Genomic DNA, 13870 nt, shown 5'->3' on the forward strand with positions numbered 1-13870 from the left:
TAGAGCGCGTCACCGATGACGACCAGGTCGCGGATCTCCCCCCCGAAGGCCACCGCGGAATCCGTGGGCTGATCGTAGGTGAAGGCACCCGACTTCGTGGCGAAGGTGCCCGGCTGATCCGACCGCACGACCTTCACGGTCACCGGGCCGCGAGGTCCGTTGGGCGTATAGGCTTCCAGGCGGCCCATGCCGAGCGTGCGCACCCGCAGGGCGCGCTGGTCTCCGAAGTAGACCTCCATGGGGCGGTCCGTGGAGAAGCCCGTGCCCTGCAGCACCACGCGCGTACCGCCCGACGTGGGACCGCGATCCGGCGTGACGGAGGCCAGGGTCAACGCTTCCGTGTAGAGGAACGCGCCCACCCGCGTGAGCGTGCCGCCGGAGGGATTGCGCACCTCGATTGTCGCCGCGCCCGCCGCGCCCTTCGGCGTCGTCAGGGTCACCGTCGTCCGGTCGAGGGACACGACGACGTCCGTCGCCGGAGTGCCCGCGAAGCGGACCTCCAGCCCGGTTTCGAAGCCGGTGCCCTTCAGCGTGACCACGGTGCCGCCGTTGACGGAACCCTCGCGCGGACTGATGCAGTCGGTTCCCCCCGCGCCCGGCGCCGGGCAGGCGAGCGTCACCGGCACCTGGGCCTCGGGCGAGCCGGTCTCGAACTCGGCCACGAAGCGGCCCGGCATCACCGCGTTGTTCGCCGCGACGAGGCCCTGGGCCACCACGCGGTAGGAGGTCCTCCCCTTCAGGAGGCCCGTCGGCTGGAGGGTGATGAGCCGCCCCGCCGTGTCCACGCTCCACGTCGCCTGCACGAGCGACCCTTCGGCGGATCCGTCCAGCTCCATCAGCCGGACCGACGCGTTCGGGGACGCCTTCAAGGGCGTGCTCAACGACAGCTCGATGGACGTCGTGACGAGCACGCCGGTGTCACCTGCGCGCGGCTGGCTCTTCACCACGACAGGGAACGGCACCTCGATGAGTGCCAGGCCATCCAACGCCTTGGAGTACGGCCGCACCGCGTCGATGGAGGCGGCGATGACGGAGCCTTCGACCGCCACGTCGGCGATGGAGGTGCCGGGGTGCAGGTCCACCGCGTCCACCGGGAACGGCGCGGTCAGGTCCGACACGAGGCCGAGCTGCACCAGCCCTCCGCCCGCGCTGACACCCAGGTGGGGCCCCAGGTCCGCGAGCGTCTGCGGCACCGGCACCAGCGAGGGCACCGTCGCCAGCACGCGCGGCTGGGTCGGCCGGGCGAGCGAGACCGTCCTCACCCCGCTCGCGCCAGCGGCCAGCGCGGACACACCGGAGATGCCCAGGTCGCCAAAGCCCGGGGACACCTCGCCCACCACCGGGAAGCCCGGCCGGGCCAGGTCCACCACGAGCGTCGCCACGCTGCTGTTGCGCAGCGCGGAGAGGACGGCATGGCGTCCCAGCACGCGCACCCGGGTGATGGAGGAAGGCGCCTGCACGCCGCCCTGGAGGAAGGAGCGCACGGAGTCGAGCAGCATCGGCTTGAGGGGGTCCCTCAGGGAGAAGACGGCGAGGCCGCCCTCGCCGGCCGCCACCAGCGCCAGGTCATCCACCACGTCCACGCCCAGCGCCGTGCCCTCGAAAGGCAGCGCGTACGCGAAGCGGGGCTCGGTGGGCACCGTCGCATCCACCACCAGGAGTGACGGTCCTCCCTCGCCCTGCAGCTCCACCCCGTCCAGCTCCTGCGCGTCGGCGACGACGTACGCCGTCGTCCCCCGCACCGCGAGCGCTCGCGGCAGATACGGCGGCGGGAACGACACGCCGCCCGTCACGCTCGCCTGCTTTGGAACGCGGACGTCCACCAGCGACAGCGCGCCCTGGACGCTCTTCTTCAACACCTCCACCGCCGTCGCGCCCGACGCCACGGTGGCCCGGGACAGCATCCACACCCGCTGGTCGGACATCACCAGCGCTCCGGGCATGCCCTGCGGCAGGCTGTTATTCGGCCGTCCCGTGCCGTCCCCCAACCGCAGGTCGTAGCGGTTCAGCACCATCGCCGTGTCCAGGTCGCTGTACAGGAAGGCCCCGGGCGCCTCCGCGCGCTGGCCATCCGGGTTCTCCACCAGGAGATCCGCCGGGCCGAAGTCCCCGCGGGGCGTCTTCAGGCTGATGCGCCCGGGTGACAGCACCCGGACCTCCGTCGCGGCGCGCACCGTCGCCACGCCCCGGAACGACACGGTGGCCCCCACCTGGAAGCCCGCGCCGGACAGCTCCACGACGTCGCCACCCGCGAGCTTGCCGGTGGCCGGGCTCACGGTGGTGACCTGCAACGTGGGCAGGTACACGAAGCCACCCAGCAGGCTGGACTGGAGGCCCTCCGGGTTCACCACCTGGACGCGCACCGGGCCCCGGGACTGGGGCGGCGTCAGGGCGGTCAGGAAGCTTCCCGTGGGATCGAGCCCGACCTCGGTGGCCTCCTCGCTGGAGAAGAACACGCGCGCGCCGGCGCGCAGCCCGGTGCCGTGGATGCGCACCCGCGTGCCGCCCTGCTCCGGGCCGCTCGGGGGTTCCACGCGCACGATCGCGGGCGGGACACCCGCGGAGGAGCGCGTGCGGAAGCGCGACGCGAAGCCGCTTTCCAGAACGGCGCCGGCCTCGGACTTCAGCGCATCCGCCGGGGCCGAGGAGATGACGACGTGGATGTCGGTGTTGAGCGGCAGGCTCGGGCTGCTGCCCGTCAACGTGAAGACGAGCTGGCGGGGGTTGCGCTGATTCTCATCGGCGATGTCCGGATCCCCGACGGTGACCGTCGCGGGAATCACCGCGCCATCCATCTGTCGGCCCGCGCGCAGCACCGCCGTGGTGGGCAGGATGGACGTGGCATCGATGGGCGACGTGAACGTCACCACGACCTTCGGATCGCGCCCCGACGGCGCGACCTGATCCGCGCCGTCCGCGGGCAGCACGTCCGTGACGAGGAAGCGCGGCAGGTTGAAGTCCACCACGCCCTGGTCTCCGAAGAGCGCGAAGGGGCGGCTGTCGTGCAGGGCCACGTCCCGGGCCGCCGGCAGGTTGGCGCGCACGAACGTCTTCGCGAAGCCATCCGGCGGAATCACGGAGGCCGACAACATGCCCTTCTGCGGCTCGGAGGACGGGTTCACGAGCTGCACGGTGGACACGGCCAGTCCCCCGGTGACGGCCAGCGAGCGCTGCCCCGTGGCCAGCAGATCCTGCCGGGCGGGTGCGTGCGACAGGACCGACTGCAACCGGGGCGGGCTGACGCCCACGTCCACCACCGCCAGCGCGGCCATCGGGCCCTGGCAGCCCACCAGCGCCCGCGCTCCCACCACGGACACCTGCTCCGCGCCCCCGGGCACCGGGACGAAGCCCTGCTCCCCGAGCGACGGATCCAACAGATCATGCACGCGCAGGCCCCCGGCCCCCGCGGCCACCAGGAGGCGGTCCCCCGCGACGGACACGTCGCGCGCGTCGCCGGCCACCGGCACCACCGTCAGCCGCTGCGGCTGGGACGGCTCCTTCAGGTCCACCACCACGACACCGGACTCACCGTTGGCCACGAAGGCCAGGTGCCCCTCCGTCGTCACCGCGTGGGCCCGGGGGCCCGCCAGGTCGACGGAGCCCAGCACCTTCGGCATGGACAGGTTCGTCACGTCGAGGACCACCAGCTCGGGCAGGCGCCCGGACACGAGGTCCCCCGTCACCACCACCAGCGCCAGGTTCCCGTGGAAGACGGACGCCAGGGGCGCGGCCTGCAGGGGCACCTTGGCGGCGAGCACCACGCCCTCCGCGCCCAGGGTGAAGAAGTGGACGCCGTGGCGCGCATCATCCGGCAGCGCGCCCCGCGGCAGGTTGGTGCCGCCCACCATGCCGCGCGAGGTCCGCGAATCCAGCGCGAACGCCGACAACAGCGCGTTGCTCGCGGTCCCCACGCCGAAGAACGGGGCGGGTGCATGGCCCGGCCTCATGCCGACCTCCACCTCGACCGTCTGGGAGATGGCCTCCAGCGACGACAGATCGCGGGCCCGGGCGTCCAGGGTGCGCATCTGGCCCGCGGCGGAGTTGGGCACCAGCCACGTGAAGGGGTACAGCGGACGGCCCGCGCGCCCTTCCACGGGCACCACCGACGTGCCCACCTTCACACCGTCCACGTAGAACGAGACGCTGTCGACGACGCCGTTGTCCTCCGCGGCCGCTGCCAGCACGAGCGGCTCCGCCTCCGTGACGACGTCGAATGCGGGGGGATCCACCAGCTCCACCTGGGGCGCCACCGAGTCCGGGATGACGCTGACGGTGTGCTCCTCGGACACCACCTCCTGCCCCGCCGAGTCCACGCCCACCGCCATGAAGTGCAGCGAGGCGGGGCCGTTCACCGGCACGGTGTAGCTGGCCACGTAGGCATTGGGACGACCGGGGATGCCGGCCGCAGCGGTGCTCGTGGCCACCTTGCGGCCGTCCACGAAGAACGTCACCGACGCGAGCGCGCCCTCGGCGTCCTCGACGTTCGCCTCCATGCGGACCCGGCTGCCCTCCAGCAGGGTGGCGCCGTCCACGGGCTTGAGCATCTTCACGGACGGAGGCAGGTCCTCCACCACCGGGAAGGACACCTTGCGGGACGCGGTCTCCTGACCCGCGCTGTCCACCACCTTCGCCTGCATCCACAGCGTCTGGCCCACCTGTTCGGGCAGCGCGACGTAGCGGAAGTCGTAGGGCAACAGGAAGCGCCGGCCCACCTCCACCAGCGCGTTCTCGCTCGGGCCCACCAGGAAGGTGACGTGGGCCACGGCCACGTCGTCGCTCGCCGTCGCGGAAAGCAGGGCGGGCTGTCCCACCACGGCCCGCGCGGGCGCCACCACGTCCACGGAAGGCTTCGCGTCCGCGATGGCCTCCACGCGCACCTGGGCGGTGCTCCGGTTGTCGCTGGAGTCGATGGCCTGCGCCGTGAACACCAGCGGCACCGGCCCCTGCGTCGCGAGCCCCTTCGGGATGGCGTACGAGAAGCGGAACGGCGGCGCGGGCAGCCGGGCCACCTCCACCTCCGCGGCGTTCCCCACCTTCACCCGGATGACGACGGCCGCGACGCTGACGTTGTCCTCGGCGCGGGCCTCCACGTCCAGCCGAAGGCCCTCCACCCGGCGGGAGTTGTTCACCGGCGACGCGAAGGAGACGGTGGGCGGCGTCTTGTCCTGCACGACCCGCACGCGGGCCTCCGGCGCGGAGACCTCATGGCGCGCCGAGTCCCAGGCCTTCGCGCGGATCACCAGCTCGCGGCCCGCGGAGCCGTAGGGCAGCGGAACGCGGAAGGAATACGGGCGCGCCGTGCCCACGAAGTGCAGCGTCCCATCCACCGTCCCCTCGACGGAGACCTCCACCGAGTCCACCCGCACGTCATCCTGCGCCGCCACCAGCACGGCGAAGTCCTGCCCCTCCACCACGTCCGCGCCGTTGCGCGGCTGGGCGAGCGCCACCGTCGGCACCGCGTCCCCCTTCACCACCACCTTCAACGTCTGCGACCACACCGCGTGGTCGAAGCCGAAGCTGTCGATGGCCTTGCCCCGCAGGGCGATTTCCGTGCCCGGCAGCGTTCCGGCCGGCGGCACGTAGGCGAAGACATACGGCGGCTGGTGGAGCACCGGCCCCACCGGCTCATTGTCCGCGAAGAGCTGCACGCTGGTGACGCCGACGTCGTCCTCCGCCGCCATCACCACCGTCACGGGGTTGCCCACCACCACGGGTGTCGCGTCCGCGGGTGACACGATGGCGAGCGCGGGTTCGCGGTCGCGCACGATGTCGATCTGCTGGAACTCCAGGTCCCCCCAGTTGCCGGACACGTCGCGGGCCCGGACCGCCACGAAGTACGGCACCGTGTCCAGGCCGCCCAGCGCCGCGAGCTTCGGGACGATGTGCTGGAAGGTGATGAAGGGCGAGTAGACGGCGAAGTCGGAGCCCGGGACCGCGTTCTCCGGCGGGAAGTCGCCCGCGGTGTGGATGAGCTGCAGCGCGCCCGCGCTGGGGCCCGCGTACAACTCCACCCGGTCCACGAAGGCGTTGTCGGAGGCCTGCGCCTGGATGAGGACCGGCGTCCCTTCGACCAGGTCCTGGCCGAGCGTGGGACGCAGGAAGCTGGCCATGGGCAGCCCCGTGTCCTGCACGACGCGCACGCGCCGCTCCACGGACGCGCGGTGACCTTCCAGGTCCACCGCGTCCACCCGCACCTGGAGGAAGGCCTCCGTGCGGTTCGGATCCAACTTCACGAACCCCGGAGGCAGCGACAGCTTCGTGCGGTACGTGCGGAAGCGGTCGTAGTCCTCCGGCGCCGTCCGCAGGGTCGCCAGCGCCAGGCGCACCGAGGCATCCGACGCGATGGGCACCCCGTCGTCGTCGCGGAAGGTCTCGATGGGGCGGCCCACGCTCTCCGCCTGGTCGATGGCGCGGTTGCCGTTGATCCACCACTCCACGTGGTGGATGCGCGTGTCGTCTCCCGCGAGCGCGCCCAACTGGAGCTGGATGCTGCCCTCCACCAGGACCGCGTCGGTGGCGGGCGCCAGCATGGCCAGGTCCGGCGCACGGGGCGCGCGCGGTTCAATGATGAGCCGGCTCTGGGTCTCCACGTCCCGGTCATCCCGGACGGTGATGGTCAGCACCGAAGGGGCACCGTTGGGCCCCGCCGGGGGCCGGAAGGTGACGTTGACGGTGCGGCCGGACTGTCCAACGGGAGTCCAACCCGTGGGCAACCCCGAAACGGGATCCAGGCCGCCCGGGCCTTCGCAGGCGCTGGCGGCGAACCCGATGCAGTACTCCTTCACGAGCACGTCGTCGGAGAGTTCGAAGCGCAGCTCCGCGTTGGCGCCCTGGATGAGGCGGACGAAGCCGCTGCGCAGCTCCGTGCGCGTCAGCGACTCCCCGGCCGACGTCAGGCCCAGCAGCTCCACTGCCGGGGGAGCATCCGGCCGCACCTGCACGAACACGGGGTTGGACGTGGCGGACTGGCCCGCCCGATCCTCCACCGTCGCGGACAGCTCCACCGTGCCTGCGGTGACGAGCGCCGCGGGGACGGTGAAGTCCACCACCTGGCCCACGCCCGCCAGCAACTGCTCCCCCACCTCCACGCCCCGCGCGGACAGCCGCACCTTCGCGAGGCCCGCGTTGTCCGACACGGTCACCTGGGCCTGGAACCCGCGGCCCGCGACCGCGGTGTTGTTCCTGCCCGCGGAGGTGATGGCGACGCGCGGAAGCTGCACGTCCGTCTGGCGCGAGAAGCCGCGCTCCGCCCGGGTCACCACGTCGCGCGTGTCCACCGCGACCGCCGTGGCCGAAACGAGGCTCGCGCCCCAGTTCGCCGGCAGGCGGAGCTTCACCGGACGGGGGGTGACCTGACCCGCGACCAGCGTCGCATCGAGCCACTCCACCGCTGCCTGCACCCCCGAGGCCTCCACGCGCAACTGGGGCGGCGACGAGGGCTCGCCGACCTGGTAGCGCAGGCCCAGGCGCGACACGAGGGGCGAGCTGCCCGCCGCGTCCGCCTCCAGTTCAACGACGACCTCCTCCAGGTCCATCAGGGCCGAGGGGAAGTCGAGGTGGGCGATGCGCTGGCCGGCGGACTCGACGAGCGTCACCGGGGTCGCGACGCCGCTCGGGTGCGCCAGGAAGAAGGGGTCGTCCGTGGTGTTCTTCCGGCGGTACACATACTTCACCTTCGCGAGCGCCCCCGGTCCCGAGTTCCAGGAGGGGACTTCGAGCCGCAGCGCACCGGGCTGTCGGTTGCCACGCGGCCGCACGGGCGGGGTGAGCGTGAGCGCGTCCTGCGACACGGTGGCGGTGAAGCGCGACCCCGCGTGGGGTGCCTCGGTGTCCTCACCGAACACGAGCGTCGCGGCGGGCACGGGGCGGGTCCCCGGCACGAGCTCCGTCTCGAAGGGGATTTGGAGCGTGGTGGCGGTCGCGGCCGTCACCTTGCGGGAGGACAGCGCGAGCCACAGGGCCTTCAGCCCTACGTCCTCGCGCAGCTCCAGGGAGCCGGGGGTGAGCTGCTCCTCGACGAGCACCGACGAGGCGTCGGGCGTCACCCACGCCACGAAGGGCGCGGTGTCCGCCACCAGCTCGCAGGAGAGGGTCGCCAGCGTGACGCGGTGAGCGGAGTCCTCCGCCCTCGCCTCCAGGACCACGGTGCGCGGGCCCGACGCATCCAGCGCGGGCATGGGCAGGGGGCCGGCGATCTGGACGCTGGCACCGCCGCGCGTCAGGACGAGTCCGGCGCCAAGACGGGGATCGCCGGGAGTCACCTCCTCGCCATCGACGTAGAGTTTGAGCGGCTCGAGCGGGTCGAGCGGGTCGAACGGAATGTCGTCCGTCGCTTGCACCAACAGCACGGGCTCCGAGCCCGCGACGCACGTGCGCGCATCCGGGGTGCCCGCCAGCGAGATGCGCACCACCGGGGGCAGCTTGTCCTGCCGCGCGACAATCTCGAAGGGCACCGCGGGCTCGCTCAACCGGCGGTGCCCGGCGGCGTCATAGCCCACGAGCTGGAGGGTGTGGGCACCGGGCCTCAGCCGCGAATCCGACGAAGGGAACGCCACGGTGCCGGCCCAACTGCCGACGTAGCGACGGCTGAGCAGGATGTCGCCCGGGCCCTGCGGGTTGGGCGTACGCACCTCCTCGAAGTCCTCGCGTGAGACGCGCAGCCGCGCGTCACCGGCCACCTCCGCCAGCTCGTAGGTGCCATCCACCACCACGCCCATGCGCGTGACGCGAACGTCGTCGGACACCTCCGCGCGCAGGCCCAGGCTTCCCCCCACCGCGACCTCCAGCGTGCCTTCACGCGGAGGCAGCGGCGAGGCCAGCAGCACGGTGGGCGCTTCGAGATCCGGCGCCACGTCCAACACCACGTCGGTGAAGCTGCCCGCGTCGTGCGCATCCACGACGGCGATGCCCACCGTGGGCGGCAATCCAGCGTCGCCGCTGATGACCGGCGCGCGCACCACCACCCGCTGCAACTTCGACAGGTCCTGCGTCGCCGGAATCGGCGGGAAGGCGCCCGGCACGCCGCCGGAGCGGCCCGTCCACGACACCGGTCCGTCGTCATTGGCCACCGTGAAGGTGATGGCGATGTCCTCGCCCTCCTTCACCGGGGTGCGCGCGGCGGGCGTGTACAGCGTCACCTGGGGCGGGGCGTTGGCCACCACCGGCAACTCGATGGAGCGCTCGGCCTTGTTGTGGGCGGCGTCCTCCACCTTCGCGAGCAGCGTCATCGCGGTGCCGGTCGCGGCCGCCTGGGCGTGCGGCACGCGGAAGAGGAACACCCGGTACAGGCCCCCGTCCGTGCCACCGACGGGCTGCGCGGAGAGCGGATGGGCCGCGTCCCCGTTGACGATGAGCGTGGCCTGCGTGACGGCCACGTTGTCCGCGGCCACCACCTCCACGTCGACCGGGTCTCCCGTGAAGAGGCGGCTGCCCTCCAGGGGCTTGCGGAAGGCCACCATGGGCCGCTCCGTGTCCTCGACGACGTTCACGGAGAGCACCGGCTCCACCACGGCATGCGTCCCCGAGGAGTCCCGGACCGTCGCCCGCAGCGTCATCCGCCCGGGGGTGCCCGGCACCTCCACCAGGAAGCGGTAGGGCGGCGAGGTGAGCTCGGTCTGGGGCACACCATTGACGCTGAGCCCGACCCCCGCGACCGCGATGTCGTCCTGGGCCTTGAGCAGCACCTGGAGCGTGGACCCCACGGTGACGGTGTCCTCAGGCGACGGGGAGACGAACTCCACGGTCGGCGGCTGATCGGAGCCCAGAACCATCTTGTACTCGGCCGTGCCGGGCACGCCGGTGGCGTCGAAGGCCTCCACGAAGAGCTTCCAGCCGTCGATCACCTGGGCGGCCGGCACCACCACGTGGGTGATGAACGAGCCCCGGATGCCGTTGTTCTCCAGGGGGGACAGGTCCTCGTGGATCAGCTCCGGAGCGCCGTAGACGGTGGGGCCGTCCGGGCCATCGTTCTTCATGATGGAGAGCCGCACCCGCGTCGTGTCGACGTTGTCGGTGCCCACCACCGTGACGAGCAGTGGCTGGCCTGGAGCCACCTTCGCTCCCGGCCTCGGAGCAAGGAACGAGGCCGTGGGCTTCTGGGTGTCCGGCTCGACATGCACCGTGACGCCGCCGTCGGGCGAATGTCCGACCTGGCCGCGCGAGTCGCGCGCGAGGGCCGTCACCGACAGCGTCCCGCCCTCCCCCGGCGTCACGTAGCGCACGAGGAACGGAGGCGTGGCGGACTGGCCCACGCCCGCGTCGTTGACGTACCAGGAGACGCTGACCGGGTCCGCCTTGTCGTCAATCACCTTCGCCGTGAGCTGGAGGGTGGAGCCCGCCACCACGTTGGCGTTGTGGGTGGGGGTCTGGATGGCGATCTGCGGCGCCGCGTCCTTCAGCACCGCCAGGTCGAAGCCGGTTCGGCGCTCCAGCCCCGCGTTGTCGATGGCCTGCACCTCGATGCGGTGCCGCCGGTCCACGCTGGTCGCCGGAGGCGTCCAGGTGAAGGCGTAGTCCTTGGACGCGGTGGAGGAGCCCGCGAGTCCGTCCGCGGTGAGCGTGGTGGTGGCCACCGCGTTGCCATCCACCAGCAGCGCGGTCCTCACGCCGAACGACAGCGCGTCGTCAGCCACGATGCCGCTGATGGTGAGCGGCAGCTCGGCGCGCGCCTCCACCAGCGTGCCCAGCGGCTGACGGATGGACACCAGCGGCGGAGCATTCTTCACGATGCTGACGAGCAGCGTGGGACCCTGCGCCAGCGCGCCTCCCGAATCCACGCCCACGGCACGCAGCGCCGCGCTGCTGCCCGCGCTGCCGGGAGGCGGCACGTAGGTCACCTCCCAGAGCGGGACGGCCACGTGCTTCACGGGCTTCGAGTCGGGGACGGCGCGGATCTCCACGCGCGGTGTCTGGGCGACGCCCAGGGGGGCGCCGTCCACGGTGAAGCGCACGGACTGGAAGTCCTGCACGGACAGCGCGCCGCCCGTCCAGTCGCCGCTCGTCACCCGGAGGACCTGGGGCTGTCCCTCGATGAGGTTCGCCCCCGTGGAGGGCGTTTCGTACACGAGCGTCCTGGTGCTGGGGCCCGCCACCGGAACGACCTTCACCTCCACGGGCGCGGCATCGGTCGGGGTGCCGCTCAGGTCCTTCACCCGCGCATGGATGATCAGCGTCGTCCCCGCCACGGGGGGCGCCTGGACCTGGAGCACGTAGGGCGATTGCAGATCCGTGGCCACGGGCACGCGGTCCCGGCCCAGCATGAACTGGACCTCCTGGATGCCGTGGTCGTCGCTGGCGAGCGCCTTCACCTCGAAGGAGGTGCCCGCCGTCACCGAACCCGGGGCCGCGAGGCGGATCTCCGGCGCTGCATTGACTGCACGGACGCTGCGGGAGGGGGCGGACAGGCTCCCGCCCGGGCAGTCGCCACAGACATAGGTGGCTTCGATGCTGGCGCTGCCCGGCCGCAGGGAGGTCACGCGTCCATCGGTCACCTTGAGGACGCCCTCATCGGAGGAGCGCCAGGTGATGCGGTCCTTGAAGACCGTCAGGTCCACCTTCCGTGCGTCCGGCGTGTCCAGGACGCCCATCAGCCTGAGCTGGAGGGTGGCGCCCACCCGGGGAACGGCAGGATCCGTCAGCTCCGGGGAGATCACCACGCTGTCGATGTGCGCGGTGTCCGTGACGCTGACGGGCACCGTCTTTGTCTGGTTGGCGTACGTGACCCGCAGCGTGGTCTCGCCATGCGAAAGCGCCGTGGCCCGGCCCTCCCGGGTCACGAAGACGATGTCGGGGTTGTCGGAGGCATAGGAGACACCGTGGCGCGCGCCCGACAGGTCCACGTCGCCAGCGACGGCGAAGCGGCCGGTGACCTGGAGGTTCGCGAAATCGCCCACGGACCGCAGCAGCAGGAAGTCCGGCGCGACCGTCAGGTCCACCAGCGGATCAAAGGTGGTGGCGCTGGTGAACTCGACCGCGGAGGTGTGGACGCTGCGGCCGAAGGCGTCCCGGAGCACCACGTCCGCGATGATCACCCCGTCCGGGGGAAGGGTTCCCCCCACCGTGGGGATGGAGAAGCTGACGCGGCCAGGAGCGCTGGCCCGGGGCCTGGCGGACACGCCGCGCGCGAGCGCGAAGGCCTTGGGCTCCACGTCGGACAGGTCGCCGTGGACGGTGCGCAGCGCGAGCGCGGACGCGCCCAGCACGGACACCTCCGCCGAACTCACGCTCCCCTTGTAGTTCACCTCCAGCACGATGCGCCCGGAGTCCGGCGTCGCCCGCACGGTCATCGGCGTGGGCCCGAAGGCCGGCGCGCCCGCGAGGGCGTCGAACTTCGTGACCAGCGGCGTGCCCGAGGCCCCCTCCAGGTTCACCGGCGTGGCGGTGACCGTGAGGAAGCCGTCCTCCGGGAAGGCGGCCTTCAGCGGCACGAGCAGGTGGAAGGGCACCGCCCCCGCGAAGTCGCGCTCCACCACCACATCGGTCAGCGCGGGGACCGGCGTCTGCCCCGGAGAGCCCACGGCGACGGACACCTTCAGGCGGGACACCTGCCCGGCGATGTCGAACCCCAGCTCCGCGCGCACCGCGCCCGGGCGCAGCGGCGAGAGCGGATAGGTCGCGGAGACCTCCGGCGAGGAGGCCCCTGACTGGGCACCCGCGGAGAGGGCGAAGCCCAGGCAGAGAGCCACGAGCACCATGCGCCCGACGGATGACACGGACCTGTTCACAGCCCCCTCCAGACCACTGATGACGCCCAGCCCCGTCAGGGATGGGGTTGAACGTCGACCTCGACCGATGCCGCCTGCCGCAACCGCGTGAGCAGGTCCTCGAAATGCTTGCGCTTGCGTCCCGGAAGCATCCGCGTCTCCACCTCGCCGCGGATTTCTTCGTAGGGAGGCACGCGCGCGGGCCGGCGCTCCAGCAACTGGAGCACGCTGAAGCCACCCGGCTCCGCCACCACGGGACTGACCTCGCCCGGCTTCGACAGGGCGAAGGCCGCCCGCTCCACGGCCGGCTCCCCCCGCCACTGCCCCCGTGCCAGCACCGACAGCTCCCCGCCTTGCGCCCGCTCGGGACCGTCCCCCTGGGCCGCCACCTTCGCCAGCGGGGTTCCCGCCTGGAGCTGCTTCGCGAGCCGCTCCACCCGGTTCCGGGCCTGGGTGCGCTGGGCCGGCGTGGCGCCCGGAGGCACCGCCGCGAACACCCGTCCCAGGCGCAGGCGCTCGGGCTGAGCGAAGTCCGCCTTGTGCCCTTCGTACCAGGCGCGCTGCTCGGTCTCCGTGGGAGCGGGGGCGCCACGCTCCTCCGCCGCCAGGAGCGCCTGGATGATCAACCGCTCCTCCAGCGCCTGGACCTGCCGCTGGATTTCCGGGGTTCCATCGAGTCCCCGGCGGCGTGCCTCCTGGGCGAGCAACCGCTTGTCGATCATCGAGCGGACGAACTCGCGCTGTCCGGCGGGGCTCTCGAACTGCTCGCGCAGGGGGGAGACCAGCTTGGAGGACTCGTCCCGGAGTTGCTCCTCGGTGATGACGCCCCCGTCGTAGCGCCCCACCACCCGGCCCCCATCAACGGCGTGGGAATCCTGCGCGGGCGTCCCGGAAGGGGACCGCGAGCAGGCGACCATCACGGACATGAGGAGGGCGGAGAAGAAGACTCTGAAGGGCGGCATGGCTCGCGGCGTACGGACGGGTCCTGCGATGGGCCGGCCACCCGATGTTGGGTTTTACACTTTCATCGATCTCTTGCGTATAGTGCAAGGGCTCCTTTCAATCCGTTGCGCCCCACTCCCACCTCAATCACTGACAGACAGGGTTGACCCAGACCCAAGGGCAGGAATTGCCCGAGGCGCCGGGTTCCCACCGTACCGTTCACGCCA

At 72.1% G+C, this 13870-nt stretch carries 2 protein-coding genes (1 of these 2 cut by a window edge); both read right to left on the bottom strand.

The window, feature by feature from the left end; genetic code table 11:
- On the bottom strand, window positions 1–12710 hold the 5' portion of the coding sequence (locus D7X74_RS05035; protein WP_147446478.1) for an Ig-like domain-containing protein. 19498 nt of this gene lie to the left of the window's left edge; only the first 12710 of its 32208 coding nucleotides appear in the window; it begins with the start codon at window positions 12708–12710; the stop codon falls past the left edge of the window.
- 47 nt (window positions 12711–12757) lie between these two features.
- Window positions 12758–13663 (bottom strand): peptidylprolyl isomerase, encoded by a 906-nt coding sequence (locus D7X74_RS05040; protein WP_120531769.1) that lies wholly within the window; start codon window positions 13661–13663, stop codon window positions 12758–12760.
- Window positions 13664–13870 lie beyond the last annotated feature (207 nt).

The organism is Corallococcus sp. CA047B, from assembly GCF_003612065.1.
GTDB classification, from domain to species: Bacteria; Myxococcota; Myxococcia; order Myxococcales; family Myxococcaceae; genus Corallococcus; species Corallococcus praedator.

Excerpts from the sequence above, each read along its gene's own strand:
- D7X74_RS05040 (WP_120531769.1), bottom strand. The coding sequence starts at position 13,663 with ATGCCGCCCTTCAGAGTCTTCTTCTCCGCCCTCCTCATGTCCGTGATG.